Below are 24552 nucleotides of genomic sequence, written 5' to 3' on the forward strand. Positions count from 1 at the left end.
TTTTAGTTTCTTAAAGGTTTTCCTTTGGTTAACATGAACTGGATTCTTTCCAAAGTTTTTCTTTCGGTACAAAGGGATAAGAAGGCTTCTCTTTCCAAATCCAATAAGTATTGTTCGCTTACTAAAGTTGGTTCGGATAAATCACCACCGGCCATTACATAGGCTAATTTGTTGGCAATTTTCTGATCGTGTTCCGAAATGTACTGTCCGGCCACCATCTGATCGGTTCCTACCAAGAACATTCCTAAAGCCTGTTTTCCTAAAACTTTGATGTCCTTGCGTTTAACCGGTTGTGTATAACCTGCTTCCGCCATTAAAATGGCGTGTTTTTTGGCTTCGGCAATTTGACGGTCTTTGTTTACCACAACGATGTCTTTTCCTTTTTGTAGTACGCCAATGTCAAAACCTTCGTAAGCAGAAGTTGCCACTTTAGCCATACCAACAGTTAGGAAATATTCTTGTAAAACGTTCAGTTCCACATCGTTTTTACGGAACGTATCGGAAGCTCTTAACGCCATTTCTTTAGAACCACCACCGCCAGGAATTACACCCACACCGAATTCTACTAAACCAATATAGGTTTCAGCAGCGGCTACGGCTCTGTCTGCGTGCATAGTCAATTCACAACCGCCACCTAATGTCATGCCGTGAGGCGCTGCAATTACAGGGATTCCGGAATAACGAACTTTCATCATCGTGTCCTGGAACATTTTAATAGCTAAGTTCAATTCATCGTATTCCTGTTCTACGGCCATCATGAAAATCATGGCCAGGTTAGCTCCAACAGAGAAATTCGGTGCTTGGTTTCCGATTACTAATCCGCGGAAGTCTTTTTCGGCTAAATCAATAGCTTTGTTGATTCCCTGAATTACGCCACCACCAATAGAATTCATTTTCGATTGGAATTCCAGGTTTAAGATTCCGTCGCCCAAATCCTGAACGATAGCTTCACTGTTGCTCCATACTTTTTTGGTTTCGCGGATGTTGTTTAAGATAATGAACGCATCTTGTCCCGGAATTTTAACCTGAGCTTTTGAAGCAATATTGTAATAATGTGTAGTGCCTTCTATTACAGTGTAGAAAGAAGTGTTACCTGAAGCAATCATTTCAGTAACCCAGGCAGCGGGAGCAAGGCCTTCCGCTTTCATTAATTCGATTCCTTTTTCCACGCCGATGGCATCCCAGATTTCGAACGGACCGTTTTCCCATCCGAAACCGGCTTTCATGGCGTCGTCAATTTTGTAAAAATCGTCGGTGATTTCAGGAACGCGGTTGGAAACGTAAGCGAACATCGCCGAGAAATTTTTTCTGTAGAATTCACCTGCTTTGTCGGTTCCTTTTACCAATACTTTGAAACGGTCGATCGGTTTGTCGATCGTTTTGGTCATTTCCAAAGTAGCAAATGAGGCTTTTTTGGAAGCTCTGTATTCTAAAGTATCTAAATCTAACGATAAGATGTCTTTGTCTACTTTTTTGTAGAAACCTTGTCCGGTTTTGCTTCCTAACCAATTGTTGGTCATCATCGTATTGATGAAATCCGGAAGTTTGAACAGGTCGTGCGCTTCGTCGTTCGGACAGTTTTCGTATAAGCCGTTGGCAACGTGAACTAAAGTATCTAATCCAACTACGTCAACTGTTCTGAACGTAGCAGATTTTGGTCTTCCGATTACCGGTCCGGTTAATTTATCGACTTCTTCAATGGTTAAGCCCATGTCTTTTACCAAGTGGAACAAACTCATGATGCCGAAGATTCCGATTCGGTTTCCGATGAAAGCAGGCGTATCTTTGGCAACTACCGAAGTTTTTCCTAAGAATTTCTCCCCGTATTCATTTAGGAAATCCAATACTTCTTTCGATGTTTGCGGTCCAGGAATGATTTCGAATAATTTTAAGTAACGCGCCGGGTTAAAGAAGTGCGTTCCGCAGAAGTGTTTCTGGAAATCTTCGCTTCTTCCTTCGCTCATAAAATGAATCGGAATACCGGATGTGTTGGAAGTGATTAAAGTGCCCGGTTTTCTGTATTTTTCAATCTGTTCGAAAACCGCTTTTTTGATGTCTAAACGTTCAACAACTACTTCGATAATCCAGTCGCAGTCTTTGATTTTTTCTAAATCGTCGGTGGTGTTTCCCGTGGTAATCCGGCTGGAGAATTTCTGATCGTAAATAGGAGAGGGTTTTGATTTTAAAGCATTTGCTAAATGATCGTTTACCAATCTGTTACGCACAGCCTTACTGTCTAGTGTAAGACCTTTTTTCTGTTCAGCTTCGGTTAACTCGCGCGGTACGATGTCCAGAAGCAAAACTTCCACACCGATATTCGCGAAATGGCAGGCAATCCCTGAACCCATAATTCCCGAACCGATTACTGCTACTTTTTTAATTAGTCGTTTCATTTGTTGTTAATAGTGTTTTTAATGGTCAAAATGGAACTCGTTGCCTCGTTCATTTTAATTGTATACTTCTATTTTTAATTTGTTCGTTTTATTTGTCCGGATTCTCGTCTCCGAAAATGCTTTTGTCTACAATCAGTTCATTGATGATTTCCGCAACCTCCATGAAATGATTTAACTGTTCTTCCGAAACATGCTGCCTAACTGTTTCGTTGAATTTCAATACCGTCGATTTAGACAATTCCCGTTTTTCTTTCCCCAATTTGGTTAGATGTATTAAAACGCCCCGACCGTCAACCGGATTTTTCTTCCGGATAATCAGACCTTTTTCTTCCATCGATTTTAGGGTTCGGGTTAAGCTTGTGGCTTCCATTCCCATTCGCTGACTGATAGCGGTGGAAGGTGTTCCTTTCTCCCGGTCGATGCTCAGCAAAGCAAATCCTGTGGCCATTGTTGCGCCATATTTCGTAGCTTCTTCGTTGTACATTCTGGCTACGGCCTGCCAAGTGGCTCTTAAAACGTAATCTATGGTTTTATCTTTCATAAACTTTTCGTGATTTCAAATATACAAAAAAATACTATGCATGCATAATAAATTTAAATTATTTTTATGTTAATTAAAAAAAAACTCCTCAATTAAGAGGAGTTGCTTGATTTTTAGGCATTATTATAAATTTTATCGTAAAGATACTGATATTTTTCTTTTATGATTTTTCGTTTCAGTTTCATAGTCGGAGTCAGGTGACCGGCATCGATAGACCAGATATCCGGAGTAAGTTCTATCTTTTTAACCTGTTCCCATTTTCCGAATCTTTTGTTCAATTCTTCTATTTCTTCTTCAATTCGTTGTTTTACTTCCGGATGTGCTGAAATTTCGGCTTCTGTCGTTCCGATGTTGATGCCTTTAATTTTGGCCCATTCTTTCACGAAATCAAAATTGGGTTGTACAAAAGCAGCCGGCATTTTTTCACCGTCGCCAATTACCATAATCTGTTCGATGAAACGGGATTGTTTAAATGTGTTTTCCAGAATCTGTGGTGCAACATATTTTCCGCCGGATGTTTTGAACATTTCTTTTTTGCGGTCTGTGATTTTCAGGAAGCCTTCGCTGTCAATTTCTCCGATGTCGCCAGTGTGGAAATAACCGTTTTGCAAAGCTTCGTCTGTTTTTTCCTGATCTTTGTAATAACCAATCATCACGTTTGGTCCTTTGCACAAGATTTCACCGTCTTCGGCTATTTTTACTTCAACACCTTCCAGTACTTTACCTACAGTTCCGATTTTGAATCCGCGGTTGCGCTGATCGTTTACGGCAATTACCGGAGATGTTTCCGTTAAACCATAACCTTCCATAATAGGTATTCCGGCTGCGGCAAACACTCTGGTTAATCTTGGCTGTAAAGCGGCACTTCCGGAAACCATCAGTTCTAATTGGCCGCCCAACCCTTCCTGCCATTTGGAGAAAATCAGTTTGCGGGCGATTTTCAGCTGGAATTCGTACCACCAGCCGTTAGCTCCGTATGGTTCGTATTTTAAGCCAAGTTCGATGGCCCAGAAGAATAATTTTTTCTTTATTCCGGTTAAATCGGTTCCTTTGGCGTAGATTTTATCATAAACTTTTTCCAATAAACGCGGAACGGCAGTCATTACATGAGGTTTCACTTCTTTTAAGTTGTCGCTCATTTTTTCGATGCTTTCCGCAAAATAGATGGAGATGCCATAATATTGGTACAAATACAAAATCATTCGTTCGAAGATGTGGCAAACCGGTAAGAAGCTCAAGCCTCTGGTGTCGCCTGCTCGTAACGGAACGCGGGGCGCACTCATCAAAACGTTGGAAACAATGTTCTGATGGGTAAGCATTACGCCTTTTGGTCTTCCGGTTGTTCCTGAGGTGTAGATTATTGTTGCTAAATCTGTGGTAACGATGCTGTCTTTTCGTGCTTCAACTTCGCTCTGGTTGCTTTCGTCTTCTCCCAATTCCAGAATTTCTTTCCAGCTTTTACAACCCGGAATATCGTTAAAGGAATAGATTTCAATGAGAGAAGCCACTCTGTTTTTTACCGAACTTATTTTGTCGAAAACATCCTGATCGGAAATAAAGCAATATTTGGATTCGGAATGGTTTAAGATATATTCGTAATCTTCAGCTGAAATGGTCGGATAGATCGGAACGGTTTGCGCTCCGGTTTGTAAGGCACCTATGTCTGTAATGTTCCATTCGGTTCGGTTGTTCGATGAAATAATGGCTATTTTATCATGTTTCTGAACTCCCAAACGAAGTAAGCCTCTGGAAACAGCGTTGGCTTTATCTATGTATTCTTTAGTTGATGTTTTAACCCATTTTCCGTCGTATTTGGTAACTAATGCATCGGAAAGATTGTATTTTTCCAGCTGATAGTATGGAAAATCAAAAAGGCGGGTAACGTTAATCATAATTATGAGGTTTTTAGCTGATGCAAATTATAAAAAAAATAATAAATTTTGCTTAAAGTTTTAATAATGCGTGAAAAAAGGCAGAGTTATTTTGTATTTTTGGCTACGTAATTTTACTGATTTCCATTAAATTAACATGAATAAATTTTTTCGTACGGAAGAATATAAAGCGCTGCTTTATAGACTCTTTTTAGTTTATTTTTTCTACTTTCTGGCAAGATTGCTGTTTTTCGCCTATAACTATAAGCTCTTAAAAGTTGATTCCGTAACCGATTTTTTATGGTTGCAATACCACGGGATGGCTTTTGATACCACTGCAATTTTGTATGCGAACGGACTTTTTATTTTACTTTCCATACTGCCTTTCTGGCATAATTCCAAGCGGGGTTACCAGCGTTTTTTGTTTTACGTGTACTTCATTTGCAACTTATTAGCGTATGCAACGAATTTCATAGACTTCATTTATTATAAGTATATCTATTCGAGAACAACGATAGCCGTATTTGATGTTTTGGAGCACGAGACCAATAAAGGAAACATGTTTTTCCGTTTTATGATAAGTTACTGGCATGTGTACCTGCTTTTCTTTGCCTTGTCCGCTCTGTGGATTTATCTCTACAAGAAAGTAAGGGTGGAATACAAACAACCTGAAAAGCATTTAGCCTATTTTTCAACTTCCTTATTAGGCGTAATTGTCATTGCGACTATGGCAGTTGGCGGAATTCGCGGTGATTTTAAGAAAAGTACCCGCCCGTTAAACATGATTGACGCCAATCGCCATGTAAAAAAAGCACAGCATGCAGACATCGTACTGAATACACCGTTTTCCATCATCCGAACCATCGGGAAAACCAGTTTTAAGAAAGTGAATCTGGTTGATAAAAGTGTTGTGGAAGCTAATTTTCATCCGATTAAACAATACAATAACAATCCGCAGACCAAGCCAAACATTGTGCTTTTTATTACGGAAAGTTACGGTCGTGAATATTGGGGTGCGTTCAACAAAGGGACAGCAATTAAAGATTTCGTAAGTTATACTCCGTTTTTGGATTCTTTGGCCAATGAAAGTCTGATTTATTCAAACGCTTTTGCCAACGGAAGTAAGTCAATTCACGGAATGTCGTCTGTTTTGGCGGGAATTCCGTCGTTTAAAGACGCTTTTACGTCTTCGCCGTATCCGAAACAAAAAATACAGTCTTTGGTTTCGACGCTTAAAGAAATGGGATATGATACGTCCTTTTTTCATGGCGCACCAAACGGTTCAATGGGATTCTTGGGATTTTCAAATATTTTAGGATTTGACCATTATTACGGCAAAACCGAATACAATAACGACGCAGACCACGACGGTTCCTGGGGAATCTGGGACGAGCCGTTTATGCAGTTCATGAAACAAACGCTGGATAAAAAGCAAAAGCCTTTTTTCGGGACAATTTTCACGGTTTCTTCTCACGAACCTTATGTGGTTCCGAAACAATACGAAGGGAAGTTTCCAAAGGGAACCAATGCCATGCATCAATGTGTAGGCTACACGGATTACGCGTTTAGGAAATTTTTCGAAGCCGCCAAAAAAGAGCCGTGGTTTAAAAATACCATTTTCATTATTACGGCCGATCACAGTAACTTAACGGCTTATGATGAATACAATAAAATCATCAATCGTCAGGCGGTACCGATTCTGTTTTACAAACCCGATGGCAGTTTGAAAGGAGAAGTTAAAGATTTAGCCCAGCAAATCGACATCTATCCGACTGTTTTGGATATGATTGGTTACAATAAGCCTTTCCGAAGCTGGGGAAGAAGTTTGGTAGGAGATAAAAAAACACTGCCTTATGTGGTAAATTTTAACGCAAATCAGTATCAGTTTCAGCGAGGCAGCTATATTTGTACTTTCGACGGAAAAAACATTACCGGATTTTATGATAGTAATGATAAAGGGCTGGAGCATAACCTAATCGGAAAGAAAAACAAGGAAATGATTGAAACGGGTGAGGCTTGTAAAGCTTTTATTCAGGATTATTTCGAACGGATTATAGATCAGAAACTGTATTATTCAAAATAATATGAAAAAGAAAATTTTACTATTGGCTTTAGTTGTGGGTGCTGCATTTGGAGCCAAATATGTGTATGATATGCACATCAATCACAATTTTGAAACCATTACTGAAGGGAAAGTATATAAAAGTGGAGTCATTCCGCCGGATGAAATCGAAGAATACGTAAAGAAATACAATATTAAAAGTATAGTCGATTTGCGTTTCCCCGGAACAGGAGATTTAGTGAACAATCCTGAAATTCCTGCCGAGTTAACCGCCGAAAAAGAAGCCATTGCCAAAATTCCGGGGGTTAATTATTTTAATAACGGTTCCGATCAGGTACCAAAACAGGAAAATCTTGATTCGTTCTTTAAAATCATGGACAATCCCGACAATTATCCGGTTTTGATTCACTGTTATCACGGCGTTGGGAGAGCGGAAATGTATTCAGCATTATACCGGATTGAGTATGAAAACATGGACAGAGATGAAGCCCGAACCAGTACCCGTTTCCTAACCAAATGGAGTTCGTTTGATTTAGGAAAACCAAAAGGCGATTATCTTCATAATTATAAACCGAGAAAAGATTCTATTAAATAAATCAAATAAAAAAGCACTCCGTTTAGAGTGCTTTTTTTATGGTGTTAAGTCATTATTTATTCCTCGCTTCAATCCATTTGCGGGCATTCACAAATGCTTCGTGCCAAGGCGTTACTTCGTCTTTGTGACCGTTATCCGGGTAATGCGCCCAATTCCAAGGGAAAGTTGAACGTTCGATATGCGGCATCGTAACTAAGTGACGACCGGTTTTGTCACACATCATAGCTGTATTGAAGGCAGAGCCGTTCGGATTGGCCGGATAACTTTCGTAGCCGTATTTCCCAACAATATTGTATTGGTCTTCGGCATACGGTAAGTTGAATTTACCTTCCCCATGCGAAATCCAAACTCCTAGAGTTGCCCCTTCCAAAGAAGAAAGCATCACCGAGTTGTTTTTCTGAATGGTAACCGATGTAAAACCGCTTTCGTGTTTATGCGAATTGTTGTGCAGCATTTTTCCGTGAACTTCATGCTCTGGATTGATCAGTTCCAATTCCATAAACAACTGGCAACCGTTACAGATTCCTACCGATAACGTATCTTCACGTTTGAAGAAATTCTCCAAGGCAGTTTTTGCCTTTTCGTTGTACAAGAACGCTCCGGCCCAACCTTTAGCCGAACCTAAAACGTCTGAATTCGAGAAACCGCCAACTGCGCCGATGAACTGAATATCTTCCAATGTTTCACGACCGGAAATCAAATCCGTCATGTGAACGTCTTTTACATCAAATCCTGCTAAGTACATAGCATTTGCCATTTCGCGCTCGGAATTACTTCCTTTTTCACGGATGATGGCCGCTTTCGGTCTTGGTTTGGAATTGTCGATAACCGGTGCTTTTCCGTCAAAATGGGAAGGGAAAGTATAGGTTAAAGGTTGGTTTTTATAGTTGTCGTAACGTTCTTTTGCCGTTCCGTTTTTCGATTGTTTGGAATCTAAAAGGAAAGATGTTTTGAACCAGGTATCTCTTAATTTAGAAACACTTAACGTGAACGCATCGTCATTATTGATGAACGTTACCACATCGCCTTCCACTACAGAGCCGATGTTGAAAATTTCGATATTGTTTTGGGCAAAAACCGCTTTCACTTCAGCATCCGCCTGGAAAACTACTCCAATGTTTTCGTTGAATAAAGCTTTTACGGTGTCTTTTTCGCCTAAGGAAGTCAAATCAAACGAAGCGCCTAAATTCACATCTGCAAAACACATTTCTAATAAAGTAGTAATCAAACCACCACTTCCGATGTCGTGCCCGGCTTTAATTTTACGTTCTTTAATCAAATCCTGTAAAATGTTGAACGCTTTTTTGAAATACTCCGCATTTTTTATCGTTGGCACTTCCGAACCGATTTTGTTTAAAATCTGAGCAAAGGAAGAACCGCCCAATTTGAAGTTATCCTGCGATAAATTGATATAGTAGATGTTTCCGCCGTTTCGTTTCAAAACAGGTTCCACCACCTTAGTAATGTTGGAACAGTTTCCGGCTGCTGAAATAATAACCGTTCCCGGTGCGATTACTTCGTCATTCGGATATTTCTGTTTCATGGAAAGCGAATCCTTTCCGGTTGGGATATTGATGCCCAATTCGATAGCAAAATCCGAACAGCCTTTTACGGCTTCGTATAATCTTGCGTCTTCGCCTTCATTTTTACAGGCCCACATCCAGTTAGCGGATAAAGAAACCGATTTCAAACCGTCTTTTAACGGTGCCCAAACGATGTTGGATAATGCTTCTCCGATTGAATTTCTGGAACCTGCCACCGGATCCACCAAAGCCGAAACAGGCGAGTGGCCGATAGTTGTGGCAATTCCTTCTTTTCCTTTGAAATCCAGCGCCATAACCCCAACGTTGTTCAAGGGTAATTGTAAGGGGCCGGCACATTGTTGTTTGGCTACGCGTCCGCCCACACAACGGTCTACTTTGTTGGTTAACCAGTCTTTACACGCAACCGCTTCTAATTGAAGTACTTGGTTTAAATAGGTTGGAATATTTTCTGTTGAATAGTTTAAATCTGCATAATTTACCGCAACCGTTTTGTCGGTCATGATGGTTTTTGGCGAACTTCCGAAGAAATCTTCCAAAGCGTAATCCATTGGTTTTGCACCAGTTGTTTTCGATTCAAACGTAAAACGGTGATCCGCAGTTACATCACCAACTTGGTACATTGGCGAACGCTCACGGTCTGCAATTTTCTGTAAAATATCGATGTCTTTTTCACCGATTACCAATCCCATTCGTTCCTGAGATTCGTTTCCGATGATTTCTTTAGCGGAAAGTGTAGGGTCGCCCACCGGTAATTTATCCAAATCGATTAGACCTCCTGTATCTTCCACTAATTCCGAAAGACAGTTCAAGTGACCACCAGCCCCGTGATCGTGAATCGAAACGATCGGGTTGTTATCGCTTTCCACCAAACCGCGAATGGCATTGGCAGCACGTTTTTGCATTTCCGGATTCGAACGCTGAATGGCATTCAATTCGATTCCTGAACCGAAAGCTCCTGTGTCTGCAGAAGAAACCGCAGCACCACCCATTCCGATTCTGTAATTTTCACCACCTAAGATTACGATTTTATCGCCTTCCTGTGGTTTCTTTTTAATGGCCTGATCTAATTTTCCGTATCCGATTCCACCCGCTTGCATGATTACTTTGTCGTAACCGATTTTGCGGTTGTTCTCTTCATGCTCGAAAGTTAGAATTGAACCTGTAATAAGCGGTTGACCGAATTTGTTACCGAAATCCGAAGCTCCGTTGGACGCTTTGATTAAAATGTCCATTGGCGTTTGGTACAACCACGGTCTTTCGTTCATGGCTTCTTCCCAAGTTCTGTTTTCTTCTAATCTTGAGTAAGAAGTCATGTAAACTGCAGTTCCAGCTAATGGTAATGAACCTTGTCCACCGGCTAAACGGTCACGAATTTCTCCTCCTGAACCGGTTGCAGCACCACTAAAAGGTTCCACCGTAGTAGGGAAGTTGTGTGTTTCTGCTTTTAACGAAAGAACTGAATCGAATTCTTTTTCTTCGTAAAAATCCGGTTTGTCCGCACTTTTTGGTGCAAATTGCGTCACTTTTGGTCCTTTGATGAAAGCAACGTTGTCTTTATAAGCCGAAACAATATCGTTAGGATTTGTCTCGGATGTTTTCTTGATTAATTTGAATAACGAAGTCGGTTTTTCTTCACCATCCACAACAAAAGTTCCGTTGAAAATTTTGTGACGGCAGTGTTCCGAATTCGCTTGTGAGAAAGCAAAAACTTCAGAATCGGTTAATTTTCTTCCGATTTTAACAGCCAGATTATTTAAATAATCTACTTCTTCGTCACTTAAAGCTAAACCTTCCTGTTTGTTATAGGCAGCGATATTTTCAATTTCCAGAATGGGTTCCGGTTTGATGTTAATGGTGAAAATGTCCTGATTTAATTCGGCGTATTTCTGGGAAATCATCGGGTCGAAAGCCGTGAAATCGGCAGTGGATTTTTCAAATTCCTCAATTCGGATGATTCCGGAAATTCCCATATTCTGAGTAATTTCAACGGCATTGGTACTCCAAGGGGTAACCATGGCGGCACGGGGACCAACAAAAAAATCCGACAGTGCGGATTTCTCTATTTTATGGGCGTTGCCAAAAAGCCAGTTTAATTTGTTGATGTCTTCAGTCGATAATTCGTTTTGCGATTGAACTGCAAAAACAGTGTTCGTTTGGTTTCCGAAGAAATGAATCATTGTTGTGGTTGTTTTTATTCCGCTGCGCTCCAAACAATTCGGCGTGCCTCGGGTGTGTGTTGTTGTTTTGAAAGTGCAAATTTATTCTAAAAAAGTCAGTTAACAAAGTGTATAATCATAAAAAAAGCACAAGATTTAACCTGTGCTTTTTGTAGGATTTGTTCAGAAAATTATTTCTTTCTGGTTGAGATAATTTCCATGTTTTTGAATTCTTTTCCGTCGTATCCGGTATCGAACATTTCCATTTTGCGGGTGTTGTCGTCAACAACGGTAACCACTTCTCTCATTTTTTTTGTCTTTTTGGTAACCGGGTCAACACAATCTCCTTCCATGCGGAATTGTTTCGTTGCCGGATCGTATTTTCCTTTCATAATCATGATTCCGGTTCCCATGTTATCAATCCAGGTGGAAGTGTATTCCTGTGTTGCATTGTCGTACGCCAAGGTACTTTTTCCTTCAAAAGGCGCTCCCATAAAATTTCCTTTGTGAATTCCTTCCTGATAACGGCCTCCCATTACGGTTTTGTATTCGGCAGATACAGTTTGTTTCATTGGTTCGGCACCAGCATGCATCCACATGGTCATTTCACCGTTCCAGATTCCGTTTTCTGCCATCATCATTTTGTGGGCTTCTCCCGGCGTTGCATAATCCATCCAGGCTTTGTTGATGGTTGCTGAATCCGGCATAACTGCAGCCGCAGTGTCTTCTGTTTTTACAGCGGTTGAATCAACAGCAGACTGAGAATCTGCCTTTTCTCCGTCTTTTTTACAGGCAACTAAACTTAACGAAGCAATTGCCAGAGTAAGAATTGTTTTGTTCATAATTTATTGATTTTTGGTTTATTCAAAGATAATAAAATTATAAGCGCCCATGTCCCAGGAAGTTGCAGTTCTGTCATTGCCTAAAATATCTTTAGTTCCTGCTGCTGTTGCCGGGTCTGCGGTTCCTTTTGCGGCAGAATCTTCGCCAATCTGTAATTTATTGTTTTGCGGATTTAAAAAGTCCGGTTTGTTTGTCATGGAAGTTTTAGCAATGATGCAACCCGGATAATCAGCGGTATTGGCTATCGGATATAATGGATTGTTCTGGAACTGTCCGAAATCGAAAAATTTGATCAGACAATTTCTGAAATTATAATTAAAGGTAATACCAGAGTTATTGAGTTTTTTTAAGGAGATTCCGTAACTGCTGCTGCCGTAAATGATGCAATTGGTAAAATTTGCTGCGGTAAGATTTACCGGAAAATCAGTAGTACCGTTGTCGATATATACCGGCGTCTGGTTGGGTCTCGGCCAATAATTCGCAAACGTACAATGTGTGAAATTGTAATCTCCTCCTAATGAGCAAGCTAAACCAGCCTGACCACAGTTGTTAATTACAATATTCTGACCGTTAATGGTTCCTGTTTTAGCTAAAATACCGTAGTTGGTACAATTATAAATTTGCGTATTATCGATATTGATAGTTCCTGCATTGTGTTCAATCAACAAGCCAACCGTAGCATTTTTTATAGTGTTATGGTCGAAATTTCCTGTGCTTCCTTCACTCATCCAAATGGTGCCCCATTGACCGGCGATATCGGAGAAATCAGGCTCAAGACGGTCGCTTTCAAAAGTAATTTCGTTATCGACTAAAATGGTACCGTCCGTGTCATAAGTGGAAAGCGCACCAATAGCACTTATAGTGGCTCCGTTTCCGACAATCAATCCGGAATTAGCATGAAAATGAATTTTAGCCCCGGGGTCGATTGTCAAAGTCTCTCCTGTCGGAACTGCTGCATAACCATAAATTACATAAGGTTTGTCGTTGGTCCAATGGTACTCGTCTCCGTTGTTTGGATCGGCATGGTCTAAATAGAAACCGTAAATTTCATCGTCGCCAATCGGAATGTTTTCATAAGATCCATTACTGTCACGTTTAGGAAATAAGAAGTAAGCGTCTTTAACCAAAGTAATCAAATCAACCGTTTGCGGCGCACCGCTTATGTTGAAAAACTGAATTTCGTCGGTATACAAATATTGCGCTTCTGGATTGGCAAATTCGGCATAATCAATCGTGGTTTCGATGAAAATGTACATGCTGTCTTTGGCCAGTAATTCTACGTTGTCGAAAATTTTTCCGTCGCCTAAACCGTTTCCGTCATTGTCTTGGCCCATCATTCCGTCCACCGTAATGCGGTATTTGGAATTGTTGCCTTGTCCCAATTGGATTTTAGGGATTTTGATGTCTTTATTACTTCTGTTGTAAACTTTCAGGGTGTAAGTACTCGAACCGATATTGGTAAAAACAGTATCGAGATAAACAGTTTCTTTGGAAAATTCCAAATTTCCGGTACTGTCTTCGAATTCAAAATCCTGACGACAAGAAATCAACGTTGTGGTAAGTACAATCAGGAGAAAGGAAATATAATGACGCATAAGTTTGGTTTGCTTTTGTGAAAATATGTTTGGGTTTCGTCTTCCCAGCGCACTAAATTAACGTTTTTTTAAATAAATTAGTTTGTTTAACAGCATAATTTCTGACAATACATTTCTTAATTTTACCTAATAAAATAATTTGTATGTCTTTTGATAAAGAAAAAGTATTAGCACTGTGTAACAACTGGTCTAAAAATACCCTGATGGGAACCCTTGAAATAGAATATATCGATGCCGAAGAAGGCATGTTAAAGGCCAGAATGCCTGTGAATCCGAGAGTTCACCAGCCGATGGGTTTACTGCACGGCGGCGCAACGGTAGCTTTAGCCGAAAGTGTTGGCAGTGCCGCGTCATTAATGTTTGTAAATCCTGAAAAACAAGAGGTTAGGGGTATTGAAATTTCCGCCAATCACCTGAAAAGTAAAAGAGAAGGCATCGTTTACGGCACCGCTAAAATCATTCATAAAGGAGCAAGCATCCATCTTTGGGAAATCCGGATTACGGATGAAGAAGACAGACTGATTTCGCTTTGTAAACTCACCAATATGGTATTATCGAGAAAGAGATAAACATGACCGATTTATTCCTAAAACTGAAAACCCATCTGGAGCAAAATCTTCCGTTTGTGCTGTTTTCCAAACCCGGAAAGCGCTATGTAACCGGATTGTTTCAGCAAAATGACCATTTGTATTTTGTGGAAAATTTCCGCGAAAAAGGCTTTGTTTTTGCCCCGTTTGACGGAGATGACTACATTCTTTTTCCCGAAGAACACCAGCAGATTATTATCGAAATGTTTCAACTCGAAAAAGAAATACCTAAACCGAATTTTTTTTATGAAGTTGAAGCCCAAGTAAAATCAGATTTCGAACAATTGGTTCAAGAGGGGATAGACGATATTAAAACCGGGCATTTTCAGAAAGTGGTGCTTTCGAGAAAAGAAACGGTTGATTTAGAGCATTTTGATATGGAAACAATTTTCACCCGAATGCTTAATTCGTATCCGTCTGCCTTCAAATATTGTTTTTTTCATCCTAAAGTGGGGATGTGGATGGGCGCAACCCCGGAACAATTGCTGAAAGTAAGAGATTTTGAGATGCAAACCGTGGCGTTAGCCGGTACCAAGGTCGATAAAGGAAAAGAGAACGTAGTCTGGAAAAGCAAGGAGCTGAAAGAGCAGCAATTTGTTACCGATTTCATATTGGAGAATCTGAAAAATTATGTTTCGGAAGAAGTGGTGTCGAGTCCTTACACCGTTCAGGCGGGTAGTTTGCTGCACATCAAAACGGATATTTCCGCAAAACTCAACGACAAAGCCGATTTGAAATCCGTACTGAAAATTTTGCATCCGACACCGGCTGTTTGTGGTTATCCAAAAGCGGCAGCCAAAGATTTTATTCTTAAGAATGAAGGATACGACCGGGAATTTTATGCGGGTTTTTTAGGCGAATTCAACATTAATTTTGTAACCGGCAAAAGCGATTATTCCGATATTTACGTGAATTTGCGCTGTATGAAAATAGAAAACCGAAAAGCGAACTTATTTATCGGTTGCGGCATTACCGAAGACAGTGTGCCGGAAAAAGAATTTCTGGAAACTGTCAACAAATCCATGACTATGAAAAAAATACTGAATTAATATGAAATTAGATATACTTGCTTTCGGAGCGCATCCGGATGATGTGGAATTAGGCTGCGGCGCCACCATAGCTAAAGAAATTTCGCTGGGAAAGAAAATCGGAATTGTAGATTTGACCCGTGGGGAATTAGGAACGCGTGGTTCGGCAGAAATCAGGGATAAAGAAGCGGCTGCGGCTGCTGAAATTTTAGGTGTGTCAGTTCGCGAAAACCTCAGATTCCGCGACGGTTTTTTTGTGAATGACGAAAAACATCAGCTGGAAATCATAAAAATGATCCGAAAATATCGCCCTGAAATCGTGTTGTGTAATGCCATAGACGATCGTCATATCGACCACGGAAAAGGAAGCAAATTGGTTTCCGATGCCTGTTTTCTTTCCGGATTGCGCCGTATTGAAACCGAATTGGACAGCGTGAAACAGGAAGCCTGGCGTCCGAAATTGGTGTACCATTACATCCAATGGAAAAACATCGAACCGGATTTTGTGGTGGATGTAACCGGATTTGTAGATAAAAAAGTCGAAGCCATTATGGCATATTCGTCACAATTTTATGAGCCGAATTCCTCCGAACCCATAACGCCGATTGCCACCAAAAACTTTTTAGACAGCCTGCATTACCGCTCACAGGACTTGGGCCGTTTAATAGGAACCGATTTTGGCGAAGGATTTACGGTAGAAAGATATGTGGCTGTCAATAGTTTAGGAGATTTGATGTAATTTTTTTAAAAAAATATTTGTGAAAGCTAAGAAATGCGCTATATTTGCACTCGCAAACTGGGTCACGGCCCGGTTTTAAAGATAAAATGGTGATTGTAGCTCAGTTGGTTAGAGCGTCGGATTGTGGTTCCGAAGGTCGGGGGTTCGAGACCCCTCATTCACCCTGAAAGCTTCGAGGAAACTCGGAGCTTTTTTTGTTTTGCTTCGTTTTGTACTAATTGCGTTTTTATTTATTGTTTTTTAATTGTAATTATCTGTAAATCAGTTAATTAAAATCTGTTTTTCGTTCGTTTTTTTGTAATTTTGGGGTATGAATATTTAGCAGAAGCCAGATTATTAGATAACCTTTTAAAATAAACGAAAAATGGCAATAGCAAGAAATCGTAAAGAAGTAGAAGCCGAAATTATAGAACATTTAGGCATCATCCCGGGGTTTATGAAGGGCATACCTGAGGAGTACTTAGATTTTGAATGGGAATTATTCAAAAGTCTTCAATTGGGAGAAACTCTCATACCCAATAAATATAAAGAGTTAATGGGTATTGCATTACATTCGGAAACCAAGTGTAGATATTGCACTTTGTTCCATAAAGAAACCGCAAAACTTTTTGGAGCAACAGATGCAGAAATACAGGAAGCAGTGCATTATGCAAAAATGTCGCTTGGCTGGAGTGCCTATCTTAACGGAATGCAAGCGGATTATGACGAGTTTGCAGGCGAACTAAAACAGATAGGCAATTATGTAAAAGAAAATATGGCGCAACATGCACATTGAGAAAAAAAATAATCTGGTTTTTCACATTACACTTAGCGGCTACGAACTGGCAACTTTAATTTCGTCAGCGCGTTGGGTGGCAGAAGGAGCAAAAGGCAGGCTTACGGAAGAAGCCGTAAGTCAGTTAAAACAAGTTGTTTCAAATTATGACAAAGCTACACTTAAGTTATCAGGGCGAGAATCAAAATAAAAATGCGTATCAGATTCTCGCTTTTTTTATCTGAAATGTTTATCAGATTTTTAAGTATAGACTTCTTTTCATTTCTTCGGCTTTCATAAACCAAACTCTTTTTATTTTTTATTGGATTAATAGAATAATCTTACTATTTTAGTAAAAATCATTTTGAAACAGTATTAATCAATAAAAATTAAATTCATGGGATCATTCTTAATTACAAAAAGAGCAAATGGTGAATTTCAGTTTGTTTTAAAAGCAGGAAACGGACAGGTAATTTTAGCGAGTGAAGGCTATACGACCAAAGCAGCCTGCGAAAACGGAATCGAATCGGTTAGAAAAAATTCACAGGACGATGCCCGTTTTGACCGCTTGGAATCGAAAAACGGAAAACCCTATTTCAATTTAAAAGCAACCAACGGACAAATCATCGGAAACAGCGAAATGTACGAATCGGTTGCCGCCCGTGAAAACGGAATCGAATCGGTTAAGAAAAATGCTCCGGATGCTGATGTAAAAGAAAATTTATAGGAAGTATCGAAAGACAAATGAAAAAGCTCTCAGAAATGAGAGCTTTTTTTTACAGGTTTATTTTCCGTCGCGGTCAACTACAATTCGCTTGTCCCGGTTAGCTAATTCCCATGCCAGTGCGAAAGCAAGACGTGCTCTTTTGGTTAACAAATCAAACTCGATTTTTTCCACTTCGTCGGTAGGTTTGTGGTAATCGTCATGGATACCATTAAAGAAGAAAATGGCCGGAATTCCTTTTTTAGCAAAGTTATAATGGTCGGAACGATAATAAATCTGTTCAGGATCATTTCGGTCGTTGTATTTATAATCTAAACGGAGTTTAGTGTATTTGTTGTTCACCGTTTCGTTAATTGTGTGCAATTCCGAACTTAATCGGTCGGAACCAATTACATAAATATAATTGTTGTCGTTAGGATTCAGGTTGTCACGACGGCCAATCATATCGATGTTAATATCTGCAATGGTGTTCTTAATCGGAAATAAAGGATTTTCAGAATAATATCTCGAACCATGCAAACCGTGTTCTTCGCCCGTAACATGAAGAAACAGAATGGAACGCTTTGGTCCGTTACCTTCTTTTTTGGCTTTCATAAAGGCTTTAGCGATTTCCATAACCGCAACCGTTCCGGAGCCGTCGTCATCGGCACCATTGTAAATTTCCCCGTTTTTCATTCCCACATGATCATAATGCGCGGAAATAACCAAAACTTCGTCCGGTTTTTCAGAACCTTCGATATAAGCCCAGATGTTTTCAGAATCGTTTAATTTAGGACTGAAACCTCTTTTCATGAAATCAGACGGCACTTTCTGGTAGTAACTGTCAGCGCCTTTCGGAAAAGGAATACCTAATTTTTTGTATTGGCTGATGATGTACTCGCCTGCTTTTTTCTGTCCCGGTTCTCCGGTGTTTCGGCCCTGCATTTCATCGGAAGCGATTACATAAAGGTTGGTTTTAAGATTATTTTCCTCAACAGCAGTAATATAATTATCAATACTTGCAGTGGGTTTATCGGCAACGGCAGTACTTTTTTGCGATGTGCAACTGACAAAAAGCAGTAGTGTTGCGCAACTCAACAGTATTCTTTTCATAAGGAACAGTTTTTGATTTACGTATTAGTAGTAAAAATAACGATTTTGTTTCAGTCCGGCTCCGATTTATTTTACGCTGATAAAACTATAAACACTGTATAAACTCAAAAACAGGATAACCAGCATAAAATTGATCCAGAACATCAGCGAACATTTTAAAAAGGAAACAAAAGCCGTTTCACCATACATTCTCTTGTGCGCTTTAAAAAAATAGATTATCGGCCAAACGAAAAAGGTAATGCCCAATGCAATTTTTAAGATGACAAACAGAATGAAATCTGAAAAGCTTAACAGCCATTCCAGGATGATGAACAAACTGCTGGTTAAAAGCAAAAAGGAAAAGTAATGCAGCGTGAAAATCCCGTGATCGAAGTAATACCAACGTTTTTTTTCGTGAAAAAGCCATAACCAGAAAGTGAAAACCGGCATGTAGAGAAACAATACTTTTGATAAATTCTGCTTGAACGACTGCAGGGCTTTTACAAAGGCTTCTTTTGGGGTATTGTTTTCGGCTATGGAAACCATTCTCCGGGTAATCCAGTATTGGGTTTTGCTCATTTTTTTAGCAGCCGGAAGCGAATTTTCTATGGAATCCAATTGACGAACGTTTTTGTAATTGCCGTACCAGCCGTATTTTTCTTCTACCGTGATTTTCTTTTTTTCTATCGTGTCATTATTGATCCAGGTTTTAATGTTGTCTTTGTTTTTGGCTTGACTTACTGTAAAGGATGAATCCTCTTTTCCAATGGTGTGAGGATCAAAAAAGAATCCGGCCAGAAAAAAAGTAATGAAACTTATGAAGATGTAGAGTTTTACCGGAACCATAAAGGCTTTTCTCCTTCCGGACAGGTATTCTCTGGTAAGTTTGGCAGGGTAGAAGAGCAGGTATTTCATGGTTTTCCAGAACCCGCTGTCGTAATGTACCAAATCCTCCACAAAATGGGTGAAAAGATAGTGAAACGATTTTCGGGTTTCGGTATTTTCCTGACCACATTGCGGGCAGAAGCGGTCTTCCACAAAAGTACCGCAGTTTAAACAGGTTTTGTCTTCCCGGATTGTATTTTTGCTCATATACTTTATTTTCAGCGACTTAAAATTACAAAATATATTATTTTATTTACAAAACAGCGCTGTGAAATTTGCTGATATTCAATACAGTTATTGTGTGCTATAATAGAAATTTATGGTTGGATAAAAAATTATAATCAGACATAATGAGAAAGGTTGATGAGTTCTCATTATTTTTGCCTCGTTAAAAATTAATAATCTTTAAATCTTATACATTATGTCATTAGTTGGAAAAAAATTCCCGAACATTACCGTAGATGCTATTTCTGAAATGGGTGATAACTTAAGAATCAACATTTTGGAAGAAGCCGTAAAAAACAACAAAAAAGTGTTATTGTTCTGGTATCCAAAAGATTTCACATTTGTTTGTCCTACAGAATTACATGCTTTCCAGGCAGCTTTACCGGAATTCAACAACAGAAACACTATCGTAATCGGTGCGTCTTGTGACACTAACGAAGTACACTTCGCTTGGTTAAATACGCCAAAAAACAACGGTGGTATCGAAGGAGTAACATATCCGTTATTGGCTGATACCACAAGAAACTTGTCTACTGCTCTTGGAATTTTAGATGCAGAAGAAGTATTCAACGAAGAAACCGGAGATTATTTGGTAGAAGGTTCTAACGTAACGTACAGAGCTACTTACCTAATTGACGAAACCGGTAAAATTTTCCACGAAAGTGTAAACGATATGCCGTTAGGAAGAAACGTAAACGAATATTTGCGTTTAATCGATGCATACACTCACGTTCAGACTAAAGGTGAAGTTTGTCCTGCCAACTGGGAAAGCGGTAAAGAAGCTATGCATGCAGACCGTTTAAGCACAGCAGCTTACTTAAGCAAAAACTAATTGATAAACAGCTATAAAATTCCAAATGACAGGATTCGTTCTTTACGTGCCTGAAGTTTGGATTTTTTTTAACCTTTAAAACAGTTAAGTTATGTTGATAGAATTAACCGAAGATACGCTTCAGAACATCGTAGCAGCTAACGATAAAGTTGTGGTGCAGTTTTCCGCATCCTGGTGTGGAAACTGCCGCATTATGAAGCCGAAATTCAAAAAGTTAGCTTCTGAAAAAGAAAACCTTACGTTCGTTATCGTAGATGCGGAAAATGCTCCGGAATCCAGAAAACTGGCTAACGTATCCAACTTACCAACTTTCGCCACTTTCGTAAACGGAAAACTGGTAAACGAAACCCAAACCAACAAAGCCGAAGTATTAACGGATTTGGTGAATGAAATTGATAATTAGATGATTAGACGATTTAATAATTAGACGTTTAGATTGTTAGAAAAGCGTTAGTTGTTTTTTATACAGATAATCTAAAAACCCAGCAATTCAAAAATCTAACAATCCAGCAACCAACAACGTAAACATGAAGTTACCCGTAATAAAACACCTGACCCAGTTTATCGAAGAAAACGATCAGGATTATATCGTTGAAGCCATCGAAGTATTGGAAGCCTTAACAGAAGTTCCTTCCTTAAAAGATGAAGAACTTGACGTTATCGGCGAATTAATCTCCAACATGTACGGCGCTTTGGAAGTACAGAAAATGGTACAACAGGGAACCGATAAGAAAGAAGCCTTGAATGCTTTTATGAAACGTGTTCTGGGGTCGATTGACAAATAAACTGAAGAAAATTAAATAATGGGAGAGCCTTTCTTTTGTGATAAGAAAGGCTTTTTTATTGCTGTTTTTTAAATTTTACATCATAATTTAGTATGATTGCATAGTATTTTAACAATTTCTTTATATATTAGCATAACCCAATTTTAAAATTACGCTTATGTATAAAACTACTATTAATGCTTTATTTTTATCGTTTTTGTTTTGTAATGCTGTGGCGGCTCAGGCTGACAGTACCTTCAAATTTAAGCCGAGACCTCAAGAGTTTGAGCTTTACGGATACCAAAACGATTCCCTTATACAACTCAAACAAATTCCAAATAATGCTGCGCTGACTTTTGAAAGCAAATTGCCTTATCCGATTATTTTTATACATGGTTTAAATTCAAGTTCGGAAACCTGGAATGCCACAACCAATTATTTTGATTCCCAATATGCTTTCACATACGGCGGCCGTTTCGACTTCTGTTTAAATGCAGACGGAAACAACACTACGGCCAACAAAAACTTTTACCCGACACCGGGAGCAGACATTGCAGCTTTTGAATCTTCCGTAACCAACGGAGATTATTATTATGTGAATTTTAATGTAAAAGTGGATGGTTCCTGGGAAACCAATGTATTGAGCAATCAGTCTGCCATCGCCAAACAGGGAGCGGCTCTGAAAAAAGCAGTGGAACGGGTTCTTCAGTTAACCGGAAAAGATAAAGTGGTTTTAGTAGGACACAGTATGGGCGGATTGTGCTCCAGAGAGTACATTCAGAACAGTTTTAACTGGCAGGCCGATAATTATCATCATGTTGCAAAACTCTTAACAGTTGGAACACCGCACGGCGGAAGTAATGCCAGTGACAATCCGATTGCCGTTTTCACCAGTGTAGACCGTCAGTCGGAAGCGGTAAGAGATTTAAAGACAACCTATTATTACAGTGGAGATGCCGGAAAATTTTTGTTTGGCGGAACTGAAGTCCTGAATTCATCAAGTATGAATGACAATTCCTATTCACCGGATTTCTACAATTTGGATGTGAATTGTAACGGAGTTGCCGGAGATGCCATTCAGGGTTTAAATCAGAAACCGATTGACAATTTAATTGATTTCTCCAACGTTATCGGAAGAATTACCAACTTTATCGGAACTAATGTAACCACCGATGGCGTAGTGGAAGAGCCGTCTTCTAATATGAATACGTATTTTCCGACACTTACCTATCCGGCTAAAATTTTTTACTTCAATTCCGGTTACGACTTAATCGAAAATCATACAGAATTACCGGGCTATTACTATCAGATCATGCAAGGGCTGGACGAGCCGAATTTCAAAGAATTGGCTTATGAAATCAGTACCAATAAAAATTATATCGGATTCACCACCGTTCAGGCAAATTCTTCCAATCCGGATAACGATTATTTTAAATTTAACGTAGCCGATAATGTAAATGCAACCGTGTTAATGAGTAGTATTGTTACCAGTTCCATGAATGCTTCAATCTTAAACAGCTCGGGAACTGCAATAGGTAGCGCACAGAACAATACCGGTTCAACTCTTAGTTTTACCAGAACACTGGAGCCCGGAAACTACTTTCTGAAAATAACAAGTACCAATCCAACCAATACGAATTACCAGACGCCGTATCAGTTTAGTATAACCAGCACATTATCAGCTGCGGATAATCTGATCGCGGATTTCAGATTCTATCCGAACCCGGTAAAAGACATTTTGCATTTGGATAATCTGACGATTACAAAAGCCTCCGTTTACTCAATAGTAGGACAGTTAATTGATGAGATGGAATTTACTGCCACAACAACTTCCAATACAATAGATATGTCCGGATATGCCAACGGAATTTACCTGATTAAACTTCAAAACGGTAACAGGGAACAAACTGTCAAAGTGATTAAAGAATAAACCGTTTTCATGCCCCAAATAAAAAGCTCTCATTATTGGGAGCTTTTTTTACAGATTGTCCGCAACAAACTTTTTGCAGTATGCTTTTATTTCGTTCCTAACGTTTTGGAATGCGGTCATGATTTCATCTTCAGTTCCGGTCGTTTTTGCAGGATCCGGAAAATTATAGTGGAATTTTGTCGCTTTAGTTGAGAAAAACGGGCATCTTTCTTTAGCGTTATCACAAACGGTTATCACAAAATCAAAAGGGATATCATAATATTCATCCACATTGTTAGAGGTGTGATTGGAAATATCAATGTTGTCTTCTTTCATTATTGCAATAGCTCTCGGATTCACACCATGTGTTTCTATACCTGCACTATATACATTGGCTTTCTCTTTAACGAAATGACGTAAATATCCTTCTGCAATTTGGCTTCTGCAGCTGTTTCCGGTACAAAGAACCAATATGTTTTTTTCCATGTTTTAAACAAGTAATCAAATCATGTTAATGATGCAAAATTTAGGATCAAAGCCGAAAATAACCTGTAAAGTAATAACGGATACTGTAATGATTATTGGTTTTTTGTACTTAATAATAAAATCTTTCATCCTTAACAACAACCGGAATTAGGTGTGCAGCAACCGCCGGTAGTTTGTAATTCATTCAAGTTTTTCTTTTCTTTTGGAACTCCACAGTTGTCTTTCGCTAAACAAGCCGTCTTTTTGGAAACGAGTTTGAAATTCTTCCCGTCAAAATCCAGATCATATTTTCCGATGGTGTCGGACTGGTATTCCACTTCAATTTCGTTATCCTTAATGTTTAAGATTTTTTCGGATAATTCGATAATATTGTTCAGTTTCTGTGGTTTCAGGCGATGTTCGTAATCGTTGGCGTCCCACAACTGAAAGTTTACAACCGTTTCTTTTCTTACCGTTCCGCCGCAATCGATGAAGTTTTTGCTGATTTCGCCTATTTCGGTTACGTGAAAATGTTCGGGAACAAAAGTTTCGTCCGGCAACTGGAAGCTAACGGTTTCCACGGTTTTTAATACTTCTTTAATTTCTGATAATTTCATAAGTGTATGTTTTTAAGTGTTAGCAACATTTAGTTTTTAATTCTTTGGAAATCCCTGAGAAATAGTTTTCCAATTTTTGCATAGTATCCGGATTCAGACAGTAGCAAATAGCGGTTCCTTCGATGTTTCCCTTAATGATATTTGCGTTTTTCAGTTCCTTTAAATGCTGGGAAACGGTAGGCTGGGCAAGTGGCAATTCGTTAACGATGTCGCCGCAGATACAGGAATCCACTTTCAGTAAATATTCAATAATGGCCACGCGTGCCGGATGTGAAATGGCTTTAAATAATGAAGCGATTTCGTTTTGTTCTTCTGAAAAAAAATCTGCTTTTGAAGCTCCCATAATTTTTTA

General features: G+C 39.3%; 23 protein-coding genes and 1 tRNA gene. 13 read left to right on the plus strand and 11 right to left on the minus strand.

Annotated features, from left to right (window positions below; genetic code table 11):
* Positions 1-2: 2 nt before the first annotated feature.
* The 3 genes from G498_RS0103790 to G498_RS0103800 form a co-directional block, all read right to left on the minus strand.
* Positions 3-2393, minus strand: a complete 2391-nt coding sequence (locus tag G498_RS0103790; protein ID WP_026979936.1) for a 3-hydroxyacyl-CoA dehydrogenase/enoyl-CoA hydratase family protein — start codon at positions 2391-2393, stop codon at positions 3-5.
* 88 nt (positions 2394-2481) lie between these two features.
* Positions 2482-2934: a MarR family winged helix-turn-helix transcriptional regulator gene (locus tag G498_RS0103795; protein ID WP_026979937.1), complete on the minus strand. Its 453-nt coding sequence runs from the start codon at positions 2932-2934 to the stop codon at positions 2482-2484.
* A gap of 113 nt (positions 2935-3047) precedes the next feature.
* Positions 3048-4826 (minus strand): AMP-dependent synthetase/ligase, encoded by a 1779-nt coding sequence (locus G498_RS0103800; RefSeq protein WP_026979938.1) that lies wholly within the window; start codon positions 4824-4826, stop codon positions 3048-3050.
* A gap of 136 nt (positions 4827-4962) precedes the next feature.
* On the opposite strand from G498_RS0103800, the gene G498_RS0103805 reads away from it, so the two are divergent.
* On the plus strand, positions 4963-6888 hold the full coding sequence (locus G498_RS0103805) for an LTA synthase family protein (RefSeq protein ID WP_026979939.1): 1926 nt from the start codon (positions 4963-4965) through the stop codon (positions 6886-6888).
* A 1-nt stretch (position 6889) separates the two neighbouring features.
* On the plus strand, positions 6890-7462 hold the full coding sequence (locus tag G498_RS0103810) for a dual specificity protein phosphatase family protein (RefSeq protein ID WP_026979940.1): 573 nt from the start codon (positions 6890-6892) through the stop codon (positions 7460-7462).
* Between the two features lie 52 nt (positions 7463-7514).
* On the opposite strand, the gene purL is transcribed toward G498_RS0103810, so the two are convergent.
* From purL to G498_RS0103825, 3 genes are all read right to left on the minus strand, one after another.
* Entirely contained in the window at positions 7515-11183 is a 3669-nt protein-coding gene (gene purL, locus G498_RS0103815) for a phosphoribosylformylglycinamidine synthase (RefSeq protein ID WP_026979941.1), read from the minus strand.
* A gap of 170 nt (positions 11184-11353) precedes the next feature.
* Positions 11354-12004, minus strand: a complete 651-nt coding sequence (locus tag G498_RS0103820) for a DUF1579 domain-containing protein (protein WP_026979942.1) — start codon at positions 12002-12004, stop codon at positions 11354-11356.
* A gap of 18 nt (positions 12005-12022) precedes the next feature.
* The gene (locus G498_RS0103825; protein ID WP_026979943.1) at positions 12023-13600 is read right to left on the minus strand and encodes a hypothetical protein; all 1578 of its coding nucleotides are present in this window, start codon (positions 13598-13600) and stop codon (positions 12023-12025) included.
* Between the two features lie 143 nt (positions 13601-13743).
* Here G498_RS0103825 and G498_RS0103830 point away from each other — a divergent pair, with 143 nt between their 5' ends.
* The 7 genes from G498_RS0103830 to G498_RS0103860 all read left to right on the plus strand — a co-directional run bounded on the left by G498_RS0103830 (position 13744) and on the right by G498_RS0103860 (position 17435).
* The gene (locus tag G498_RS0103830; protein WP_026979944.1) at positions 13744-14169 is read left to right on the plus strand and encodes a PaaI family thioesterase; all 426 of its coding nucleotides are present in this window, start codon (positions 13744-13746) and stop codon (positions 14167-14169) included.
* A 2-nt stretch (positions 14170-14171) separates the two neighbouring features.
* Positions 14172-15236: an isochorismate synthase gene (locus G498_RS0103835; RefSeq protein ID WP_026979945.1), complete on the plus strand. Its 1065-nt coding sequence runs from the start codon at positions 14172-14174 to the stop codon at positions 15234-15236.
* 1 nt (position 15237) lies between these two features.
* Positions 15238-15954 (plus strand): bacillithiol biosynthesis deacetylase BshB1, encoded by a 717-nt coding sequence (gene bshB1 / locus G498_RS0103840; RefSeq protein WP_026979946.1) that lies wholly within the window; start codon positions 15238-15240, stop codon positions 15952-15954.
* Positions 15955-16042: 88 nt separating this feature from the next.
* Positions 16043-16118: transfer RNA gene (locus G498_RS0103845), tRNA-His, on the plus strand.
* A 200-nt stretch (positions 16119-16318) separates the two neighbouring features.
* Positions 16319-16729, plus strand: coding sequence for a carboxymuconolactone decarboxylase family protein (locus tag G498_RS0103850; RefSeq protein WP_026979947.1), 411 nt, complete (start codon positions 16319-16321; stop codon positions 16727-16729).
* Positions 16719-16919, plus strand: coding sequence for a hypothetical protein (locus G498_RS0103855; protein ID WP_026979948.1), 201 nt, complete (start codon positions 16719-16721; stop codon positions 16917-16919). The genes G498_RS0103850 and G498_RS0103855 overlap by 11 nt, the downstream gene beginning before the upstream one ends.
* A 186-nt stretch (positions 16920-17105) precedes the next feature.
* Positions 17106-17435: a YegP family protein gene (locus tag G498_RS0103860; RefSeq protein ID WP_026979949.1), complete on the plus strand. Its 330-nt coding sequence runs from the start codon at positions 17106-17108 to the stop codon at positions 17433-17435.
* Positions 17436-17492: 57 nt separating this feature from the next.
* On the opposite strand, the gene G498_RS0103865 is transcribed toward G498_RS0103860, so the two are convergent.
* Both G498_RS0103865 and G498_RS0103870 read right to left on the minus strand, forming a co-directional pair.
* Positions 17493-18524 (minus strand): M28 family metallopeptidase, encoded by a 1032-nt coding sequence (locus G498_RS0103865; protein ID WP_026979950.1) that lies wholly within the window; start codon positions 18522-18524, stop codon positions 17493-17495.
* 66 nt (positions 18525-18590) lie between these two features.
* The gene (locus tag G498_RS0103870) at positions 18591-19595 is read right to left on the minus strand and encodes a DUF3667 domain-containing protein (protein WP_026979951.1); all 1005 of its coding nucleotides are present in this window, start codon (positions 19593-19595) and stop codon (positions 18591-18593) included.
* Between the two features lie 214 nt (positions 19596-19809).
* Here G498_RS0103870 and G498_RS0103875 point away from each other — a divergent pair, with 214 nt between their 5' ends.
* From G498_RS0103875 to G498_RS0103890, 4 genes are all read left to right on the plus strand, one after another.
* Positions 19810-20445 carry a peroxiredoxin gene (locus tag G498_RS0103875; RefSeq protein WP_026979952.1) on the plus strand — a complete coding sequence of 212 codons (636 nt, stop codon included), beginning with the start codon at positions 19810-19812 and terminating at the stop codon, positions 20443-20445.
* A 91-nt stretch (positions 20446-20536) separates the two neighbouring features.
* Entirely contained in the window at positions 20537-20848 is a 312-nt protein-coding gene (locus G498_RS0103880; RefSeq protein ID WP_026979953.1) for a thioredoxin family protein, read from the plus strand.
* Between the two features lie 124 nt (positions 20849-20972).
* Complete coding sequence (locus G498_RS0103885) at positions 20973-21230, plus strand: DUF6952 family protein (protein ID WP_026979954.1); 258 nt, start codon at positions 20973-20975, stop codon at positions 21228-21230.
* 157 nt (positions 21231-21387) lie between these two features.
* Complete coding sequence (locus tag G498_RS0103890; protein ID WP_026979955.1) at positions 21388-23139, plus strand: T9SS type A sorting domain-containing protein; 1752 nt, start codon at positions 21388-21390, stop codon at positions 23137-23139.
* 48 nt (positions 23140-23187) lie between these two features.
* On the opposite strand, the gene G498_RS0103895 is transcribed toward G498_RS0103890, so the two are convergent.
* From G498_RS0103895 to G498_RS0103910, 3 genes are all read right to left on the minus strand, one after another.
* Positions 23188-23604 (minus strand): arsenate reductase ArsC, encoded by a 417-nt coding sequence (locus G498_RS0103895; protein ID WP_026979956.1) that lies wholly within the window; start codon positions 23602-23604, stop codon positions 23188-23190.
* Between the two features lie 131 nt (positions 23605-23735).
* Positions 23736-24200 (minus strand): DUF6428 family protein, encoded by a 465-nt coding sequence (locus G498_RS0103905; RefSeq protein ID WP_026979957.1) that lies wholly within the window; start codon positions 24198-24200, stop codon positions 23736-23738.
* 19 nt (positions 24201-24219) lie between these two features.
* A complete protein-coding gene (locus tag G498_RS0103910; protein ID WP_026979958.1) occupies positions 24220-24543 on the minus strand; it encodes an ArsR/SmtB family transcription factor in 324 nt (107 codons plus the stop codon).
* Between the last annotated feature and the right edge of the window lie 9 nt (positions 24544-24552).

It is taken from the genome of Flavobacterium suncheonense GH29-5 = DSM 17707 (assembly GCF_000430025.1).
GTDB lineage: Bacteria > Bacteroidota > Bacteroidia > Flavobacteriales > Flavobacteriaceae > Flavobacterium > Flavobacterium suncheonense.